General features: G+C 42.2%; 19 protein-coding genes and 1 riboswitch. Of the genes, 10 read left to right on the plus strand and 9 right to left on the minus strand.

What is annotated here, in order from left to right:
* Positions 1-26: 26 nt before the first annotated feature.
* A complete protein-coding gene (gene rlmE / locus HPC40_RS03915) occupies positions 27-656 on the minus strand; it encodes a 23S rRNA (uridine(2552)-2'-O)-methyltransferase RlmE (protein ID WP_208118175.1) in 630 nt (209 codons plus the stop codon).
* Between the two features lie 111 nt (positions 657-767).
* Between rlmE and yhbY the strand changes: the two genes are divergently transcribed.
* Entirely contained in the window at positions 768-1,061 is a 294-nt protein-coding gene (yhbY, locus tag HPC40_RS03920; RefSeq protein ID WP_208118176.1) for a ribosome assembly RNA-binding protein YhbY, read from the plus strand.
* A 40-nt stretch (positions 1,062-1,101) separates the two neighbouring features.
* Here yhbY and greA read toward each other — a convergent pair whose 3' ends face one another.
* Entirely contained in the window at positions 1,102-1,581 is a 480-nt protein-coding gene (greA, locus tag HPC40_RS03925) for a transcription elongation factor GreA (protein WP_208118177.1), read from the minus strand.
* A gap of 164 nt (positions 1,582-1,745) precedes the next feature.
* On the opposite strand from greA, the gene dacB reads away from it, so the two are divergent.
* Positions 1,746-3,164 carry a serine-type D-Ala-D-Ala carboxypeptidase gene (gene dacB, locus HPC40_RS03930; protein ID WP_208118178.1) on the plus strand — a complete coding sequence of 473 codons (1,419 nt, stop codon included), beginning with the start codon at positions 1,746-1,748 and terminating at the stop codon, positions 3,162-3,164.
* Positions 3,165-3,216: 52 nt separating this feature from the next.
* Here dacB and HPC40_RS03935 read toward each other — a convergent pair whose 3' ends face one another.
* Positions 3,217-4,149 carry a mechanosensitive ion channel family protein gene (locus HPC40_RS03935; RefSeq protein ID WP_208118179.1) on the minus strand — a complete coding sequence of 311 codons (933 nt, stop codon included), beginning with the start codon at positions 4,147-4,149 and terminating at the stop codon, positions 3,217-3,219.
* A 156-nt stretch (positions 4,150-4,305) separates the two neighbouring features.
* Here HPC40_RS03935 and tehB point away from each other — a divergent pair, with 156 nt between their 5' ends.
* The gene (gene tehB, locus HPC40_RS03940; protein ID WP_208118180.1) at positions 4,306-5,172 is read left to right on the plus strand and encodes an SAM-dependent methyltransferase TehB; all 867 of its coding nucleotides are present in this window, start codon (positions 4,306-4,308) and stop codon (positions 5,170-5,172) included.
* Positions 5,173-5,218: 46 nt separating this feature from the next.
* On the opposite strand, the gene pyrD is transcribed toward tehB, so the two are convergent.
* Together pyrD and pepN are read right to left on the minus strand one after the other, a co-directional pair.
* Positions 5,219-6,253, minus strand: a complete 1,035-nt coding sequence (pyrD, locus tag HPC40_RS03945; protein WP_208118181.1) for a quinone-dependent dihydroorotate dehydrogenase — start codon at positions 6,251-6,253, stop codon at positions 5,219-5,221.
* Between the two features lie 9 nt (positions 6,254-6,262).
* Entirely contained in the window at positions 6,263-8,869 is a 2,607-nt protein-coding gene (gene pepN / locus HPC40_RS03950) for an aminopeptidase N (protein ID WP_208118182.1), read from the minus strand.
* Between the two features lie 179 nt (positions 8,870-9,048).
* Here pepN and purE point away from each other — a divergent pair, with 179 nt between their 5' ends.
* The 4 genes from purE (at position 9,049) to cls (ending at position 13,410) form a co-directional block, all read left to right on the plus strand.
* Complete coding sequence (gene purE, locus HPC40_RS03955) at positions 9,049-9,546, plus strand: 5-(carboxyamino)imidazole ribonucleotide mutase (protein ID WP_208118183.1); 498 nt, start codon at positions 9,049-9,051, stop codon at positions 9,544-9,546.
* On the plus strand, positions 9,546-10,634 hold the full coding sequence (gene purK, locus HPC40_RS03960; RefSeq protein ID WP_208118184.1) for a 5-(carboxyamino)imidazole ribonucleotide synthase: 1,089 nt from the start codon (positions 9,546-9,548) through the stop codon (positions 10,632-10,634). Before purE ends, purK begins: the two co-directional genes overlap by 1 nt.
* An 82-nt stretch (positions 10,635-10,716) precedes the next feature.
* Complete coding sequence (locus HPC40_RS03965) at positions 10,717-11,907, plus strand: amino acid aminotransferase (RefSeq protein ID WP_208118185.1); 1,191 nt, start codon at positions 10,717-10,719, stop codon at positions 11,905-11,907.
* A 54-nt stretch (positions 11,908-11,961) separates the two neighbouring features.
* A complete protein-coding gene (gene cls / locus HPC40_RS03970; protein WP_208118186.1) occupies positions 11,962-13,410 on the plus strand; it encodes a cardiolipin synthase in 1,449 nt (482 codons plus the stop codon).
* 10 nt (positions 13,411-13,420) lie between these two features.
* Here cls and moaE read toward each other — a convergent pair whose 3' ends face one another.
* The 4 genes from moaE to moaA all read right to left on the minus strand — a co-directional run bounded on the left by moaE (position 13,421) and on the right by moaA (position 15,630).
* Positions 13,421-13,879 (minus strand): molybdopterin synthase catalytic subunit MoaE, encoded by a 459-nt coding sequence (moaE, locus tag HPC40_RS03975; RefSeq protein ID WP_208118187.1) that lies wholly within the window; start codon positions 13,877-13,879, stop codon positions 13,421-13,423.
* Positions 13,880-14,125, minus strand: coding sequence for a molybdopterin synthase sulfur carrier subunit (gene moaD, locus HPC40_RS03980; RefSeq protein ID WP_208118188.1), 246 nt, complete (start codon positions 14,123-14,125; stop codon positions 13,880-13,882).
* Between the two features lies 1 nt (position 14,126).
* Positions 14,127-14,603, minus strand: coding sequence for a cyclic pyranopterin monophosphate synthase MoaC (gene moaC / locus HPC40_RS03985; protein ID WP_208118189.1), 477 nt, complete (start codon positions 14,601-14,603; stop codon positions 14,127-14,129).
* A 13-nt stretch (positions 14,604-14,616) separates the two neighbouring features.
* Positions 14,617-15,630, minus strand: a complete 1,014-nt coding sequence (moaA, locus tag HPC40_RS03990; protein WP_208118190.1) for a GTP 3',8-cyclase MoaA — start codon at positions 15,628-15,630, stop codon at positions 14,617-14,619.
* Positions 15,619-15,753: riboswitch (molybdenum cofactor riboswitch) on the minus strand. It overlaps the preceding gene by 12 nt.
* Positions 15,754-15,925: 172 nt before the next feature.
* Here moaA and yvcK point away from each other — a divergent pair.
* The 3 genes from yvcK (at position 15,926) to betA (ending at position 20,304) form a co-directional block, all read left to right on the plus strand.
* Positions 15,926-16,825, plus strand: a complete 900-nt coding sequence (gene yvcK, locus HPC40_RS03995) for a uridine diphosphate-N-acetylglucosamine-binding protein YvcK (protein WP_208118191.1) — start codon at positions 15,926-15,928, stop codon at positions 16,823-16,825.
* Between the two features lie 271 nt (positions 16,826-17,096).
* Positions 17,097-18,560 (plus strand): betaine-aldehyde dehydrogenase, encoded by a 1,464-nt coding sequence (betB, locus tag HPC40_RS04000; RefSeq protein WP_208118192.1) that lies wholly within the window; start codon positions 17,097-17,099, stop codon positions 18,558-18,560.
* 58 nt (positions 18,561-18,618) lie between these two features.
* A complete protein-coding gene (gene betA / locus HPC40_RS04005) occupies positions 18,619-20,304 on the plus strand; it encodes a choline dehydrogenase (RefSeq protein ID WP_208118193.1) in 1,686 nt (561 codons plus the stop codon).
* Positions 20,305-20,352 lie beyond the last annotated feature (48 nt).

A 20,352-nucleotide genomic window follows, 5' to 3' on the forward strand; every position in this document is an offset into this window, starting at 1 on the left:
TAGTGATAAAATAAGGCAATAGATTACTACAATTTATAACCTGTTGCCACAATATAAACTTCCCTTGAGCGATCTCGCGATGCTTCAGGTTTTCGAACTTTGACTGTTGTAAAAAGGCGACGAATTTCGCGTAAATACTCATCAAACCCTTCACCTTGAAACACTTTAACCACAAAACTACCATTTTTCGCCAAGACTTGACGACACATATCCAATGCCAGTTCAACCAAATACATCGCACGTGGAATATCGACCGATGGCATGCCAGAAAAATTCGGGGCCATATCCGACATTACCACATCCACTTTTTGTTCGCCAACGCGATCTAAAAGTGCGGTCAGCACACTCTCTTCACGAAAATCACCTTGCAAAAAATCAACACCTGCGATCGGGTCCATATCCAAAATATCACACGCAATCACTCGCCCGCGCCCGCCAATTTGCTGTACCACAAATTGTGACCATCCCCCTGGAGCCGCACCAAGATCGACTACTGTCATCCCTTGTTTAAATAATTTATCCTTACTTTGCAGCTCATCGAGTTTAAAATAAGCTCGTGAACGCAATTTTTGTTTGTGTGCTTTTTGCACAAACTGATCTTTAAAATGTTCATTTAGCCAGCGATTAGAACTTGCTGAGCGTTTTTTCTTTCCCATTTTTTCTCTCTGAACATCAAATGATGGTTTAAATGTTAATATGGTGCTAAAATTTTTATATTCAAGCAGATTTTTATAATTTTCCGTTTAACTGGAAACCTAAGGATAACTATGACACTTTCTACAAAACAAAAACAATTCTTAAAAGGACTTGCACATAATCTCAAACCGGTGGTTATGCTCGGTGCAAATGGCCTAACTGAAGGCGTTGTTGCTGAGATTGATAACGCGCTTGACCACCACGAACTGATTAAAGTGAAAATTGCAGGTGCAGAACGTGAAACCAAACAATTAATCATTGATGCCATTGTTCGTGAAACCCGTGCTGAGCCCGTGCAATTAATTGGTCATGTTTTGGTACTCTATCGCCCAAGTGAAGCACAGTTAATTCGCTTACCAAAATAAAGAAAATGCCTTTCATTAGAAAGGCATTTTTAACCGCACTTTAGGTTTTGTAAATGACCTCAATAATATCAAACTCAACTTGCCCACCTGGCGTGGTAATAACAACATTATCGTCAACTTCCTTGCCGATAAGCCCACGTGCAATCGGCGAATTCACAGAAATTAACCCTTGTTTGATGTCAGCTTCGTCATCACCAACAATTTTATACGTGACTTCTTCATCATTATCAACATTGACCAGTACCACCGTTGCACCAAAAATCACTTTTCCATTATTCTTAATTTTGCTCACATCAATGATTTGACAATTTGCCAGTTTACTTTCAATATCTTGAATGCGTCCTTCACAAAATGCCTGCTGCTCACGAGCAGCATGATATTCGGCATTTTCCTTTAAATCCCCGTGCTCACGCGCTTCTGCAATTGCTTTGATAATTTCAGGGCGACGAACGGTTTTTAATTGCTCCAATTCTTGTTTTAGTTGTTCTGCACCACGGGCTGTCATTGGAATTTGCTGCATAATAACTTCCTTGCGTTAAGACAAAAAAAACCTACAGCAATAATAATGTTGCCGTAAGGAATTGATGTTTTGTAAAAGAATTTGAAAGTATTCAAATTCGCTTTTAAATAACTCTATAACACTCTATATTATGGGGTTTGGAATCAAATTGCAATGAATTCACCATGATTAAATTATCCACATTCATCTGTTCGCTATTTTCTATGGGTGTTGCCGTAGCACAAATCTCACCACAGGAGTTTGTTTCATCATTACCGCAGGGGGCGTCAGTAGCACTCATTGCTGAAAATCTTAATCAGCATCAACGCATCGCTCAGCTCAATGATGACCAATTAATGCTGCCCGCTAGCACACAAAAAATCTTTACGGCATTAGCCGCAAAACTGATTTTAGGTGATAATTTTACGTTTAAAACCGCACTTTTAACCACGGGGAAAATACAAGATGGCATTTTACAAGGCGATGTGATAGTTAAATTCTCAGGCGATCCGACCCTAACCAGTGGGCAGCTTTACCAACTACTGGCGCAACTAAAACAACGAGGTGTGAAGCGTATTGCAGGCAATGTATGGCTCGATTCGACTATTTTTGCTAGTCACGATCGGGGATTAGGCTGGATTTGGAATGATTTAACAATGTGCTTTAATGCACCACCGTCAGCAGCCAGTGTGGACGGTAACTGTTTCTCTGTTAATCTTGATGCTTCGAGCAATGCAGGCGAGCTTGTTAATGTCACGATTCCTGCTCAATTTCCAGTGCAAGTTTTTAGCCAAGTACAAATTGTAGAGCCAAAAGCGGCTGGATTTTGCAATTTTGATGTCAGTGTCAGCGATAACAATCGCTATACCTTGAAAGGCTGCATTGCTCGTAATGCTAAGCCGTTTGGGCTGAGTTTTGCCGTACAAGATCCAGATAGTTATGCTGGAAGCTATATCGACAGCCAATTAAAACGCCTTGGCGTGCAACATAGCGGCGTTAACGTGAGTTTAGTTCCACGCCAAGGAAATGAAATTGCCGTTGTCGAATCCAAGCCACTTCCTGTGTTGCTTAAACGAATGATGAAACGTTCAGACAACCAAATCGCTGATAGCCTTTTCCGTCGTATTGGTTACGCTCACTACCAACGCCCTGTATCATTTCAACAAAGTGCGGTTGCGCTCAAAACGATTCTGAGCAAACAAGCAAATATTCGATTTGGGAACGATCAAATTGCCGACGGCTCAGGGCTTTCACGCCATAATTTAGTTAGCCCCAATACGCTTTTGCAAGCACTTGAATACATCAATGCCCATGATGAAACGCTGGATTTACTCTCCACTTTTCCTATTGCGGGTGTTGATGGCACAATAAGTGGACGCGGCTCAATGATCGCACCACCGATTCAACATAATCTCATCGCCAAAACTGGCTCACTGAAAGGCGTATATAATCTTGCAGGTTTCATCACAAATGCTCGCGGTGAAAAAATCGCATTCGTGCAATTTGTCAGCAACTATGTGACAGGTGATCTAGAACAAAAAACGAAACGCCGTCCTTTAGTGCAGTTTGAAAAACAATTTTATACCGCACTTTTTGAAGAATAATCAACCGCACTTTAGAATAAAAAAATCCCCTTTTTATTCAGGGGATTTCGTTTTAGTGGCTGTCATTCAATGTATTTTCCAATTTTGCTAGCTCTTTTTCGGGAAATCGAATATCAAGCTGATTATATGGAATTTCAATGCCTGCTCGGTCAAACTCTAATTTTACCCGCTCTGTTAAGGCGAATTGTACCGCAAAAAAATCGGCTGTTTTCACCCATGGACGCACAAACAGTTGCACACTGCTTGACTCCAATGCGCCAACTGCAATCAGTGGCTCTGGATGACGTAACACACGCGGCTCTTCTTCTAAGCATAGTGCAATAACCTCTTTTGCTTTACGAATATCCGCTTCATAGGCAATATCAAAAATGAAATCGATGCGACGTGTTTCGTTAATGGAGTAATTAGTAATGCTATCGCCAAATACTTTACCATTAGGTACCAGTACGGTTTTATTGTCCGCTGTGCGTAATTCCAAAACCAATAGCCCGATTTGCTCTACACTGCCTGCCACACCGCCAGCCTCAATATAATCCCCTTTACGAAATGGCTTGAAAATCAAAATCATCACACCCGCTGCAAAATTTTGTAACGAATTTTGTAATGATAACCCTATCGCTAATCCAGCAGCCCCAATCAACGCCACTAACGAAGTCGTATTAATGCCAATTTGAGAAAGTGCCGCAATCACAACCATTAGCAACAGTGCAAAATAACTAATTGAGCGTACGAAACTTTGCAACATTTCATCGCCACTGGAACGTGCCACTGCTTTGCCTAAAATAGTGCTGAATAAACGCGCAAGCCGTTTTCCAACCCAATAAATAACAATAGCGAGAATGATTTTTGAGCCATAAGGAATAAGCCAATCATAAATCACCGTGTGTAAATCTAATCCTTGCACGCTACTAATAATCTCTTTTGCGTTTTCAGTAATATCAATATTCGGTGCAGTTTGCACCGCACTTTCATTTTCTGCTGCCATAATACTCTCCAAAAATAAATGAGATGGGCATTCTAGCACGGCTTACCGCACTTTTTAAACATTCCCGACCAAATTAATCAGGAATAGATTGCGCATATGCTCAAATTTCTATACACTTTATTCATTCATATTAAATACATCTTTTAAGGACATGTTATGACTCCCAACCAATTAGTTTGTTATAAAAAAATGCCGGTATGGACCGCCAAAACGTTACCTGATATGTTCCAAAAAATGCACAATACCAAAGTGGGGACATGGGCAAAATTGACGATTTTACAAGGAAAATTGAAGTTCTATGCCCTTGATGAGCAAGGTAATATTCAAGCGGAATATATTTTTGACCAAGATAATCAAGCCCCATTTGTTGAGCCACAGCAATGGCATCGCGTTGAGCCACTCAGTGATGATTTGGAATGTTATCTAGAATTTTATTGTGAGCTGAAAGATTTCGGTTCCAAAAAATACAATATGACCGCCACTCACAGCGACGTGGTGCGAACAATGTCGCACATCTGTAAGGGAAAAGCACTGGATCTTGGCTGCGGACAAGGGCGAAACGCACTTTTCCTTGCAAAAATGGGCTTTGAGGTTGACGCATGGGATCGCAACGAAAGCAGCATTGCTTTTCTCAATAATGTGAAAGAAAAAGAGCAATTAACCCACCTTAATACCGCACTTTATGATATTACCCAAGCGGCAATCCAAGATCACTACGATCTCATCATCTCCACCGTCGTGCTGATGTTCCTGCCCGCTGAAAGTATTCCGCGCGTGATCGCCAACATGCAAGAGAACACCAAACAAGGCGGCTACAACCTCATTATCGCTGCCATGTCAACCGACGACTACCCATGCCCAATGCCCTTCCCTTTCACCTTTAAAGAAGGCGAATTAAAGCACTATTACCAAGACTGGGATATTGTGGAGTACAATGAAAATATAGGTGAATTGCACAAAACCGACGAAAACGGCAACCGCATCAAACTGCGCTTCGCCACCCTGCTTGCCAAAAAAGGCTAAAAGATAAACGTACAAGTGCGGTCAGATTATTCTAACCGCACTTTTATTATGTAAGATCGATATGTTCTACCAATTCGCGAATGAGGTTCGGGCCTTGGTAGATCATGCCTGAATAGAGTTGCAAGAGGCTGGCGCCAGCGTTGATTTTTTCTTGTCCAGTGGCAACACTGGTAATACCACCACAGCCGATGATCGGTAATTTTCCATCCAGCTCTTGATGTAAACGTCGAATAATTTGAGTACTTAGTTCACATAATGGTTTACCACTTAACCCGCCTTGTTGCTCGCTGTTAGCAACGCCTTGTACCATATCGCGTGAGATGGTGGTGTTGGTGGCAATCACGCCATCAATTTGGTGGCGTACGAGACTGTCGGCGATTTGCACCAGTTCCGCTTCGCTTAAATCAGGGGCAATTTTCACCGCAATTGGCACATAGCGGTTATGATAGTGTGCAAGCTCTCCTTGTCGTTGTTTAATGCCTTGCAATAAGTCATCAAGCGCATCACCATACTGTAAATTGCGCAATCCAGGCGAATTTGGCGATGAAATATTGATCGCAATGTAATCAGCATGCGGATAAACTTTATTAAGGCAATATATGTAATCACCTTTGCCATTTTCGACGCTAGTAGTGGTATTTTTGCCAATATTAATGCCTAAAATACCATCATAGTGCGATTTTTTCACATTTTCGACAAGATTATCCACCCCAAGATTATTAAAACCGTTACGATTAATAATGCCTTGCACCTCAGGCAAACGAAATTGACGTGGTTTTGGGTTACCTGCTTGCGCCAGTGGCGTTACCGTACCGACTTCAATAAACCCAAATCCAAGTGCGCCAAAGCCGTCAATCGCTTCACCGTTTTTGTCCGCCCCAGCGGCTAACCCAATCGGGTTGCGAAAATGCAATCCCATACATTCAATTGCGTGGTCTTGTGCCCGACACTGCCCCAATGCAAACAAATGCTTCGCGGGTGTTTTACCAACCGCACTTAGGGTTTTTATTGTTAATTCGTGGGCTCGCTCGGCATCTAGTGCAAATAACCCTTTACGAATGAGAGAATATAGTTGGCTCACAATCCCTCCTTAATTTAGTGCTTTTTCAATTTTTTCATACAAATCATTGGATAGGTTTTCAATTTTTTCTAATCGCTCTAATCCGCGACGCATTAAAGTTTGACGTTGGTTATCATAACGACGCAGGCGGATCAATGGCTCGATTAAACGCGACGCCACCTGTGGATTACTGTTGTTTAAACGAATAAGCACATCAACTAAGAAGCGATAGCCTGAACCATCGATAGCATGGAAAGCATTTGGATTTTGTCCACAGAAACTGCCCACCAAACTACGCACACGATTTGGATTATTAAATTCAAAACTTGGGTGATCCAGTAATTTTATGACCAGTTGTAACACATCACTGTCTGGACGGGTGGCTTGCAAAGTAAACCATTTATCCATGACAAGGCCATCATGTTGCCATTTTTGTTCAAAATCTGCCAATAATTTATCGCGACACGCTAACTGGTTGGCACAAGCACAGCTTAATGCCGCTAATGTGTCTGTCATATTATCGGCATGCAAATAGTGCGTGTTAACCAGCGCATTACCATAATCGGTCGCCGCCAAGAAACTTAAACAACAATTACGTAAGCTACGCAACGCAATATCATGTTGTTCCACACGATAGCTTGGCAACGCTATTTTATGATAAATACGAAGTGCGGTTGTTTTTAGATGCTCTGCGATGGCTTTGAACATAAAAGCACGCACATGGTGAATACCTTGCGGATCAATGATCTTAAATTGTTCAGCAAACTCGGTCTCTTTCGGCACACTAAGAATAAGTGCGGTCAGCTCAAGATCATCTTCATATTGTGCTAAAATTGCGTCAAATGCGTTTAATAACGCCGTTGATAACTGCATTTCCTTGCCTTCGCGCCAACGCTCAAGATTGGCTTGTAACTCTCGATTAAGCAAGGTTTGTGCAGCATCCCACCGCACAAAATCATCTTCAGCATGCGTCAGCAATGTCAGCAATTGCTCCGTCGTGTATGGGTAATCTAATTTTACGGGGGCAGAAAACTCACACAGCAACGCTGGCACAGGCTGGCTTGTCAAACCATGAAATTCAAATGTTTGATTATACTGCGTGACATTCAACACATTATGCATTGCACCATCTGCATTTTCTAAGCGCAATGGCTTGCCTTGGGCATCATATAATGCCACTTTCAATGGAATATGCAGGTTAATTTTATCCATTTGATCATGTGTGGCTGGGGTCATTTGAGTAACATGTAAGCGATAAACGCCTGTTCGCGCCTCAAATTCATCATGTACGCTTAACTCTGGGGTGCCTGACTGGCTATACCAACGACGGAAAATAGACAAGTCAATCCCTGAAGCCTCTTCCATTGCTTGCACAAAATCATCGCATGTTGCCGCCTTACCATCATTGACTGCAATATAGCGTTTCATCCCTTGTTGGAAGCGTTCTTCACCCAGTAGAGTATGTAACATTCGGATAACTTCAGCCCCTTTTTCATACACCGTAACCGTGTAGAAATTATTCATCTCAATCACTTTTTCAGGGCGAATTGGATGTGCCATTGGTCCTGCATCTTCAGCAAATTGTACGCTACGTAAAAAGCGAACATTATTAATGCGATTGACAGAACGCGATCCTGTATCCGAAGAAAACTCTTGATCACGGAATACCGTTAAACCTTCTTTTAGGCTTAATTGGAACCAATCTCGGCAAGTCACGCGGTTTCCCGTCCAATTATGGAAATATTCGTGGGCAATCACCCGTTCAACGTCCAAATAGTCGTTATCCGTCGCAGTTGCGGGATTAGCCAGCACAAATTTTGAGTTGAAAATATTTAACCCTTTGTTTTCCATTGCCCCCATATTGAAGAAATCAACGGCCACAATCATATAAATATCTAGATCGTATTCTAAATCAAATCGCTCTTCATCCCAACGCATTGATTTTTTTAGACTTTGCATTGCCCAGTGAGCACGATCTAAATTGCCCTTATCCACATAAATTTCTAATGCAACCGCCCGACCGCTTTTTGTAGTGAATGTATCAGAAAGTAGGTCAAAATCACCTGCAACTAAAGCAAATAGATAGCTCGGTTTTGGAAATGGGTCTTGCCATTGCACCCAATGTTTATCGCCTTCCTCACCGCTATCAATGCGATTACCATTAGATAAAAGATAAGGATACTGCGCCTTATTTGCTGTAATTTTTGTGGTATACCGCGCCAATACATCGGGGCGATCTAACATATAGGTGATTTGGCGAAAACCTTCTGCCTCACATTGCGTACAAAATGCCTGTCCTGATTGATAAAGCCCTTGCAAGGATGTATTGCTTGCTGGCTGCAAAATAGTGGTGATTTCAAGCTCAAATTCATTCGCATCAATATGGCTAAGATCTAATGTCAGTGATTGACTATCTTGTGTATAAGCACTAAACGGTTTGCCATTGAGTTTAATATCTGCAAATTGAAAACTATGCCCATCAAGGCGTAGCGTGTCTGCGTCATGATTGATGCGCTTAACCGCACTTTTATTCACAACAGTGGTATGCTGCGGATCCAGTTGGAAATCCAGGGCGATATCCGTAATCGTGAAATCGACAGGTTGATAATCTTTACGATATTTTGCTTTAGGCTGCATGCAATGCTCCGAAATAAATAAATGACTATTTGGGGCGTAAGCATAGAATTTTAAACGTCAAGTTGCAATCAGATTAATCTATCATTCTAAAAAATTTTCACGTCATAGGGTTAAATTCTGCGCAATTCGTGCTATCCTAACCGCACTTTCACCTTTATCTCTCTGCAAGGAGTTATTGCATGTCTAACTGCCCTGTTGCCATTGTGATGGGTTCCAAAAGTGACTGGTCAACCATGCGTGAAGCGGCACAAATGCTCGATTTACTTGATGTTGCCTATCATGTTGAAATTGTCTCTGCCCACCGCACTCCCGATAAATTGTTTTCATTTGCCGAACACGCTAAGCAAAATGGTTACCACGTGATTATTGCAGGAGCTGGCGGTGCTGCACATTTACCAGGCATGCTGGCAGCAAAAACGCTTGTGCCTGTGCTAGGCGTGCCCGTAAAAAGCTCGATGTTAAATGGGGTGGATAGCCTTTATTCAATTGTACAAATGCCACGTGGTATCCCAGTCGGTACATTGGCCATTGGTGGTGCAGGTGCGGCAAATGCTGGGCTTTTAGCAGCACAAATACTGGCGATACACGATGACCATTTGGCACAACGTTTACTTAATTTCCGACAACAACAAACCGAGCAGGTATTACAAAATCCAGATCCGCGGGAGGAAGCCTAATGCAAAAAAGTGCCCTTTACCCCCCGATTTTGGTACTTGGAAACGGTCAACTTGGGCGAATGCTACGCTATGCTGGCGCACCGTTAGATATTAATGTTATTCCTCTTGGCTTTGACGAACCGCACTTTGATATTCCAACCGATGCCATTGTTACAGCCGAAATTGAACGTTGGGCAGAAACACCACTCACACACGCATTAAGTACCCATCCTCACTTTGCTAATCAAACTGTTTTTGCACGCCTCGCAGATCGCTTGTCCCAAAAACAATTAATTGATGACCTTCAGCTTGCGACCTCGCCGTGGTGCTTATTGGAAACCAAACAAAATCTCACTAATGCGCTGAATACTATTGGTGAAAAACTGGTCATCAAACGACGCACGGGTGGTTATGATGGTCGTGGACAGTGGATTGTCAATGCACAAAATTGTGATGTCATCACAGAAGAGCTTTACGGCGAAGTCATTGCCGAGCAATTTATTCCATTTGATTATGAAATTTCATTAATTGGTGCCCGTTTTCGTGATGGCACGACACGCTTTTTTCCGATAACGCATAATTTGCAACAAGAAGGCATTTTGCGTTGCAGCGTCACACATAAAGCACTTCCTCAGTTAACCGCTCTTCAACAGCAAGCAGAACATATGCTAACTGCCATTCTTAACACACTAGATTATGTCGGCGTGATGGCGATGGAATGCTTTGTGGTTGGCGAGCGTTTATTGATTAATGAACTCGCACCGCGTGTGCATAATAGCGGGCATTGGACACAGTTAGGTGCAAATATTAGCCAGTTTGAATTGCACCTTCGTGCCTTACTGAATTTACCTACACCAAACTTAGAACTCATCATGCCAAGTGTTATGGTAAATCTCATTGGTTGTGCATATAATGAACAATGGTTAAGCCTGCCAAATAGTCAACTGCATTGGTATGGTAAAGAAGTGCGGTCTGGACGAAAATTAGGGCATATAAATATCGCACATCCCGATAATAAACACATTATTAGCACATTAACACAGCTCCAACCCATGCTACCCGCTGATTATCAATCGGGACTTGCTTGGGCAATTGAGAAATTACAATAAATTCTCGTGAAATGGTTGTCATTTTGCGATGAAATGAGTATAAAAGAAATTCACAACATCATAACGTATAAAAGGAAAGACTATGTTTGAAAAAATTGAAGCCGCTCCCGCAGATCCAATTTTAGGTTTAGGCGAAGCCTTTAAAGCCGAAACACGTGACCCCAAAGTCAATTTAGGTATTGGGGTCTATAAAGACGCTAATGGACAAACCCCAATCGTACAGGCTGTTAAAGAAGCTGAACGTCGTCTACTGGAAACTGAAGAAACTAAAAATTATCTCACTATTGATGGTATTCCTGCTTATAATCAACTTACGCAAGTCTTACTATTTGGCGAAAATAGTGACGTTGTCACTCAAAAGCGTGCTAAAACAGCACAGAGCCTTGGCGGCACTGGCGCATTGCGTGTTGCTGCAGAGTTTATTAAACGACAAACCAACGCCCAAAACGTGTGGATTAGTTCACCCACATGGCCTAATCACAATGCCATTTTTAATGCTGTGGGAATGACCATTCGCCAGTACCGTTATTATGATGAAAAAAATCACGCCTTAGATTGGGAGAATATGCTCTCTGATTTAAGCCATGCAGGTGAAGGGGATGTTGTGCTTCTCCATGGTTGCTGTCATAACCCAACAGGTATTGATCCAACACCAGCGCAATGGCAACAATTAGCGGATCTTTCTGCTAAAAATGGGTGGTTACCGCTGTTTGATTTTGCTTATCAAGGTCTTGCCAATGGTATTGAAGAAGATGCCTTTGGTCTGCGCACCTTTGCTAAAAACCATAAAGAATTATTGGTCGCCAGTTCGTATTCCAAAAACTTTGGGCTTTATAATGAGCGGGTTGGAGCATTCACCTTAGTTGCAGGCGATCAAACCACTGCCGAAACAGCTTTCAGCCAAGTAAAAACGATTATCCGCACACTATACTCTAATCCATCATCTCACGGGGCCAATGCTGTGGCTATTGTGCTAGGCGATGAGAAACTGAAAGCCCAATGGCTTGAGGAATTAAGCCAAATGCGTAATCGCATTAAACAGATGCGTGGCAAATTGGTTGAATTGCTCAAAGAATATGGTGCACAGCAGAACTTTGATTTTATTAATGAACAAAATGGTATGTTCTCATTCAGCGGTTTAACGCCAGAACAAGTCGATCGCCTAAAAGAAGAATTTGCTATTTATGTTGTACGTTCAGGCCGTATTAACGTAGCAGGAATTACTGACAATAACATTGAATACCTCTGCAAAGCTATTGTTAATGTCCTCTAATTTTACTGGTTAAGAGCGCATTTGCGCTCTTTTTATTTTTCCAACGGTACAGCTATGCTATTTCTCACCCTCTTTCATCTTAGCCTTGTCATCATTTTTACCTTACGCATTCTCTTACGCGATGATCTTGAGCCCAACGGGCGACTCGCATGGTTTGTTGTATTAATCGTTGTACCGTACATTGGAACCGCACTTTATATTTTCTTTGGCGAAAATAATATTGGACGCAAATTCAGTAATGAATATCGTACTATCTTTAGCCAAATGCGAACACACTATCCTCACTTAATCAGCCATACACAACAAGACAACGATAATATAGCCATTCCATATCGCCCTGCTTTTGCTTATGCATCATCAATTAACGGTTTTCATACGCTCGACGGTAATCGTGCAGAACTCCTACAAGACGCTCAAACAGCACGTGAACGCCTTGAATATGATATAACTAATGCCAAGCACAGTGTTGATATTCTGTATTATATTTGGCTAGATGATAATACAGGTAAGCGAGTGGCAAATGCGGTAATATCCGCGGCTAAGCGTGGTGTAAAATGTCGTATTATGGTCGATGGGCTCGGTTCACGCCAATTTATACACACACCCTATTGGCACGAAATGCAACGTGCTGGTGCACAAGTGGCAATCGCATTTCCAATTAATCATCCATTAAAAACCATTATTACAAGCCGCTTAGATCTGCGTAATCACCGTAAAATTACAATCATCGATGATCAAATACTCTATTGCGGTAGTCAAAATTGCGCTGATCCTGAGTTTCGCATAAAGGCAAAATATGCGCCATGGGTCGACATTTTGTTACGTTTTGAAGGAGCTGTGGTAGAACAAATGCAACTGTTGTTTGAAAGTGACTGGCTTGCTGCAACTGGTACAACGTTAAAAAACCTTCATCGTAGCATAAAGCATGCCAATCCGATGAATGCCATCACTGACGGGTTTCCAGCACAAGTCATTGGCGATGGTCCAACTGAGCGGCATAATTCAAGCCCACAATTATTTTCCAGCTTATTTAATTGTGCACAACAAACCCTTATTCTTTCCACACCTTATTTTGTGCCTGATGTGATGACATTGGAAAGTCTGTGTGCTGCGGCACTACGCGGTGTCAATGTTACACTTATTTTTCCACAACGTAATGACTCTTGGGTGGTCTCTGCCGCCAGCCGTAGCCACTATAAACGTCTGCTACAATCTGGTGTGAAGATTTTTGAATTTCAAGGCGGGTTGTTGCATGCGAAGACTTTAACGATTGACCATCATGTCAGTTTGATTGGCTCAACCAATTTAGATATGCGTAGCTTTAATCTTAATTATGAAAATAACATTTTGCTGCAAGATGCAACAGTAACCGCTGCAATTGTTGAACGTCAGCAACACTATCTTCAAAGTGCGGTACAAATTCAACTTGATGATGTAAAACGTTGGCGTTTTTATCAACGCATTTGGCAAAATGTGATTGCAACCATTGGACCAGTGTTATAAAACCGCACTTTTATCCTTGCCAGCGATCTGCACTGTGCTGATCACTGTCGCGTGCTTCAATCCAACGATCGCCTTGCGACGTTTTTTCCTTTTTCCAAAAAGGGGCTTGGGTCTTAAGATAATCCATAATAAATTCATTGGCTTGATACGCACTGCCTCGATGCGCGCTACTCACGCCAACCAATACAATTTCATCGCCCATAGAAAGCGTGCCGATACGGTGAATCACACTCACACGATCCAACGCCCACCGAGCACACGCCTGCTCGATAATGTTATGCAATGCTTTCTCGGTCATACCAGGATAATGTTCAAGGGTTAATGTTTGGACTTCGTCGCCCAAATTCATGTCACGCACCTTACCGATAAACATAACTACCGCACCACTTTGCGGCAACTCCGCCAGCCATTGATAAACCGCACTTTGATCAAACGCTTCGTGCTGTACCGCAATATGAATATTGCTCATCTAGCCTCCCGTTACTGGCGGAAAAAAGGCCACCTCATCACCGTCTAAAATCGGGTGTTCAAGGCTTACTAACTCTTGATTAATGGCAACCAATAACTTACCTCGCGTCAATGCCAATGCCCATTTATCGCCTTTTTCGCACAACATTTGACGTAACTGCTCGGCAGTCTCAAAAGTGCGGTCTAGTTGCAGTTCATCGCATTGCACTAACTCACGCACTTGGGCAAAAAACCGTACTGTAATCATATTAATCCACCTTAAACTCGCCCGATTTACCGCCCGACTTGCTCAATAATCTAACATGCTCAATAACAATATCTTTTTGCACAGCCTTGCACATATCATAAATGGTCAATGCGGCAACACTGGCCGCCGTTAATGCTTCCATTTCGACACCTGTTTTACCACGCAAACGGCATAGACTTTCAATTCTTATTTGATTACGCTCAACCAACGGTTCGAGCATGACTTCCACTTTTGTCAATAATAATGGATGACATAATGGAATTAATTCTGACGTACGTTTTGCCGCTTGAATGCCCGCAATGCGTGCTGTGGCAAACACATCTCCCTTATGATGAGCTCCATGAATAATCATTTCCAGCGTTTTTTGTGACATTGTCACAATCGCCTCAGCTCGAGCTTCTCGCACAGTTTCGAGCTTATCACCAACGTCAACCATATTAGCTTCACCATTGGTATTAATGTGAGTAAATGTTGTCATAATAACCCCTATATCAACCACCGATCGAGGCTAAGTGCGGTCGAATACCACTGTCACCTTGGTGTAAATAATGATGCTCCCGCTTGCGTGTTAATGCCTGTTGTAGCCTTAGTTGTAATTGAGTTTGTTGGCTGTCAGACTGTAATAAATCCCGCAAATCGATACCATCTTCGCCAAATAAACAGAGATGCAACTGCCCTTTCGCCGATACCCGCAAACGATTACAATCAGCACAGAAATTTTTTGAATACGGCATAATTAAACCAATGCTTCCAACATAATCTGGATGCGTAAATACTTTTGCCGGCCCATCTGTTACAGCGCGTTTCTGCTGTTGCCAACCGCACTTTATTAATTTTTGCATGAGCACAGCACCAGAAAGATGGTACTGCTCAAAGAAACTATCCATCTCGCCTGTTTGCATCAATTCAATAAAGCGCATTTGAATAGGTTTATCTTTGATCCAGTTTAGAAAGGCGTTGAAATCAGATTCATTCAACCCTTTCATTAACACGGCGTTGACTTTAATTTGTTTATAACCGACTTCAAGGGCGCGCTCAATACCCGCCATAACTTGATGAAATACGTTTTCGCCTGTAATTTGATAAAAGAGCTTAGGATCAAGGCTATCGACACTGACATTAATAGCATCTAAGCCTGCCGCACGCCATTCATCTACCGACTTTGCCATACGATAACCATTCGTCGTTAATGCAATAGTCTCAATCGCAGCGTTTTGACGAATAGTTTCAATAATAGCTGTAAAATCTTTACGTAGCGTTGGCTCGCCTCCTGTGATCCGCACTTTGCGTGTACCAAGGGCTGCAAAGGTATTAACCACGCGACGAATTTCATCAAGCGTCAAAAATAGATTTCGTTGCCCATTAGGCTTATATCCATCAGGCAAGCAGTAATTGCACTTAAAATTACACACATCTGTAATTGAAAGTCGCAGATAATGATATTGACGTGCAAATCGATCCACCAACTGGGGAGAATCAATTGTACGAATTGCGATTTTTTGCATTAAACACCTTTCTAAACACGAGCGGACAAACCGTTTCCAGCGTATCCGGCGTAGCAAATTAGCTAACAGGCTGGCAACCCTATTTTGCAACGTAGGTTACTCAGCTCGGAGTATGCGAATATTATTTTTCATTCTAAAGAGTTACGCTTTTTATCGCAATCCCTAATTAGACGTAAGCAAAGGAAATGTGATCTAAAACAAAATGTGCGTGATGACACAGATTTTAGCATCGTTACTGACAACATCTATAAATTTGATTAAAATAGTCCTATGAGCTTTAGCTAAGTGAGAAATTATGCTTTATTCTAATCTTAACGCACTAACGTCGGTGGTTGCCATTGGTGGCGGTCATGGACTTGGGCGTGTAATGTCGAGCTTGAGCTTTTTAGAATCCCGCCTGACCGGTATTGTAACCACCACAGACAACGGCAGCTCCACTGGGCGCATCCGAGCACAACAAGGCGGCATCGCGTGGGGAGATATTCGTAACTGCTTAATGCAGCTTAATGACACGCCATCAACGGCAGCCGCCATTTTTGAATACCGCTTTCAAGGCGAAGGGGAACTCTCAGGGCATAATTTAGGTAATCTTATTTTCCGTGCATTAGAAGATTTACATATTCGCCCATTTGAAAGCATTAAATTAGTGCGTAATTTCTTGCGTGTTAGTGCAAATTTAATTCCGATGTCGGAACTGCCAGTACATATTGCTGCCAAAATGCCTGAAGGCGAAACCGTGGTTGGCGAAGTAAACATCGATCAATTAGATCAAGCACCGAGTGAGCTTTTTCTGCTGCCGCAAGTCCCTGCTACGCGAGAAGCAATAAGTGCGGTTAAAACAACGCCGCTGATTTTACTTGGGCCAGGAAGTTTTTTTACCAGTATTCTGCCTCCGCTTCTCGTCTGCGATCTCTCCCATGCAATTGCACAAAGCAACGCCAATATTGTGTTTATTGATAATCTCGGTACAGAACACAGCCCAGCCGCGCAGTTAAGTTTACATAAACGGATTGCTTGGATTGAACATTTAATCCAACGCCCTATTCAAGGGATTATTACACATCAAGATGCAGTGCTTACTGGGCTTGATAGCAAAGTAATCATGGCTAAGCAACTCAATGATAGTGATGTGTATTATCGCCACGACCGCACTTTATTATGTCGTTATCTTGATCAGATTTTAACCGCACTTTAATTTTATACTATTTATAATAATACCCCACAGCTTCTATTCATTAATAGGCATACAATAGATTTAGCATATTCCACACACAATTTTACGCAATATGACAAATTAATTGTTTTATGTTAAAATATCGTTAAATTTCAAAAACCGTACTCTCTATGCACAGCTATTTTATTTAAAAAATAAAAAGTGCGGTTTATTTTAAATAAACAATATCACATTGATAATAAAAAAGTTTCATCTCATATTTAATTTAATAGATATAACCAAAAAGGATATTATGAAAACACAAACAGCTTATATTAATGGACGTTATGTTGAACACAATAATAATGCTGAAACATTTGAAACAATTAATCCAGCCAACGGTGAAATTATCGCAAAAATTCAACAAAGTGATGAGAAAGAAATTAATTTTGCCGTTGCAAGTGCACAGCAAGGTCAAGTTATTTGGGCGAAAATGACGCCTGTTGAACGCAGCCGTATCTTGCTCAAATCCGTTGATATTTTACGCTCTCGTAACGATGAACTTGCCCAGCTTGAAACGCAAGATACTGGTAAACCACTTTCTGAAACACAATCTGTTGATATTCAAACAGGTGCCGATGTGATCGAATATTACGCTGGTCTTGCTGTTGCAATTGAAGGACGTCAGATTCCATTGCGCGAAACCAGTTTTGTTTATACCCGCCAAGAGCCTCTTGGCGTGGTTGCAGGAATCGGTGCTTGGAACTATCCAATTCAGATTGCTATGTGGAAGGCTGCGCCTGCTCTTGCAGCAGGTAATGCAATGATTTTTAAACCCAGTGAAATTACACCGTTAACCGCACTTAAATTAGCTGAGATTTTCACCGAAGCGGGCTTACCTAATGGCGTTTTTAACGTGGTACAAGGTGACTATCGCGTAGGACAACTCTTAAGTGAGCATCCTAACATCGCCAAAGTCTCATTCACAGGAGGCGTATCAACGGGCAAAAAAGTGATGGCACAAGCCTCTTCATCAACCCTAAAAGAGGTCACTATGGAGCTTGGGGGCAAGTCCCCATTAATTATCTGTGATGATGCTGATCTCAATCAGGCAGCAGATATTGCAATGATGGCAAATTTTTATAGTTCTGGACAAGTCTGTACTAATGGTACACGTGTCTTTGTGCCGACCAAGCTGAAATCCAAATTCGAACAAAGCATCCTTGAACGGGTAAAACGCATTAAAATTGGTACTCCTTTAAACGAAGAAACCAATTTTGGTCCAGTGGTCAGCTTTCCACATATGGAAAAAGTCCTTAGTTACATTGAGAAAGGTAAAGAACAGGGTGCAAAACTTCTCGCTGGTGGTGAGCGTTTAAGCGGTGAATTTGCACAAGGTGCATATATTGCACCGACAGTATTTACAGATTGCCGTGATGACATGACCATTGTGCAAGAAGAAATTTTTGGTCCCGTGATGAGTATTCTGAGCTATGACACTGAAGAGGAAGCCATTGAGCGTGCTAACAATACAAAATATGGTCTTGCCGCTGGTGTTGTAACTTGCGATCTTCAACGAGCCCATCGCATTATTGCTCAGCTACAAGCTGGAATTTGCTGGATCAATACATGGGGCGAGTCACCCGCACCAATGCCTGTAGGTGGCTATAAACAATCGGGTGTAGGACGAGAAAATGGCATTCAAACGCTGATGCATTACACACAGACAAAATCAATTCAAGTGGAGTTAGAGCCTTTCGTCAGTGTCTTTGAGTGATTTGACCGCACTTTTAGTCTTTGAGATTTAAAAAGAAGGAATAAGAAGAAGGAAATTTATGTCAACATTTCAAGAATACGATTATATCATTATTGGTGCTGGCTCAGCAGGCAATGTGCTAGCTGCTCGCTTAACCGAAGATGCCGATGTCAGCGTACTGCTACTTGAGGCAGGGCATCCTGATTACCGCTTAGATTTTCGCACGCAAATGCCTGCCGCTCTCGCTATGCCGCTGCAAGGACGCATGTATAATTGGGGTTATAAAACCGATCCTGAACCTCATATGAATAATCGCCGTATGGACTGCGGTCGTGGAAAAGGCTTAGGCGGTTCATCGCTCATCAATGGAATGTGCTATATTCGCGGTAATGCCCTTGATTTCGATCATTGGGCAAAAATTCCAGGCTTAGAAGATTGGACTTACCTTGATTGTTTGCCCTATTTTAAAAAAGCAGAACAACGTGATGCTGGTGAAAATGATTATCATGGCGGCAATGGGCCAGTGCATGTAACCACGGCGAAGAGAGATGTTAATCCTCTATTTGAAGCGATGATTCAAGCTGGTGTTGATGCGGGTTATCCACGTACTGATGATCTTAATGGCTATCAGCAAGAAGGATTTGGTCCGATGGATCGTTTTGTCACCCCAAATGGACGACGCTCATCCACTGCACGGGGTTATCTTGATATGGCAAAACATCGCTCTCGTTTAACAATTTTAACGCAGGCTATAACGGATACTATTCTCATTGAGAATAAGCGTGCCAAAGGCGTGAAATTTGAACATAAAGGTGAAAGTAAAACAGCTTACGCTAAACGAGAAGTGCTGCTCTGTGCAGGTGCTATCGCCTCCCCGCAAATCTTACAACGTTCAGGAATAGGGCCTGGTGAATGGTTGCGTGAGGCGGGAGTGCAAGAAGTTTTAGATTTACCTGGTGTTGGAAATAATTTACAAGATCATCTTGAACTTTATATGCAATATGAATGCTTACAGCCTGTGTCTATTTCACCTGCAACCAAGTGGTGGAATAAACCTGCCATTGGAGCACAATGGCTATTTAATGGTACAGGTCTAGGCGCGACTAACCATTTTGAAGCGGGTGGATTTATTCGCAGTGATGCAAAATTTGAATGGCCGAATATTCAATATCACTTTTTACCTATCGCCGTGCGCTATGACGGACGCAATGCTGCCAAATCGCATAGTTTTCAAGCACATGTAGGCTCAATGCGTTCACTCAGCCGTGGGCGAATTAAATTACTTTCTCGTGATCCTAAAGCACATCCTAGTATTTTGTTTAACTATATGAGTCATGAACAAGATTGGGAAGAATTTCGTGCCGCTATTCGCATCACACGTGAAATCATGAATCAGCCTGCGCTGGATCCATATCGTGGTAAGGTCATCACGCCAACAGAAGATATTACAACTGACGCCCAACTTGATGAATATGTACGCAATCATGCTGAAACAGCCTATCATCCTTCGTGCACCTGTGCGATGGGAGAAAGCAATGATGCCGTAGTTGACGGTCAAGGACGTGTGCATGGTATTGATGGCTTGCGCGTGGTTGATGCGTCAATTATGCCAAATATCATTACAGGCAATCTAAATGCAACCACCGTGATGATTGCCGAAAAAATCGCTGATCGCATCCGTGGCAAAGCTCCCCTTGCTCGTGCAGCCGTTGATTATTATGTTGCTAACGGTGCGCCACTGCATCACGAGCCTAAGCGTAAATAATTCGCAACCGCACTTTATACAAAGTGCGGTTACTCATCTTTAAACACA

Origin of the sequence: Spirabiliibacterium falconis (assembly GCF_014885015.1) — a bacterium.
GTDB lineage: Bacteria > Pseudomonadota > Gammaproteobacteria > Enterobacterales > Pasteurellaceae > Spirabiliibacterium > Spirabiliibacterium falconis.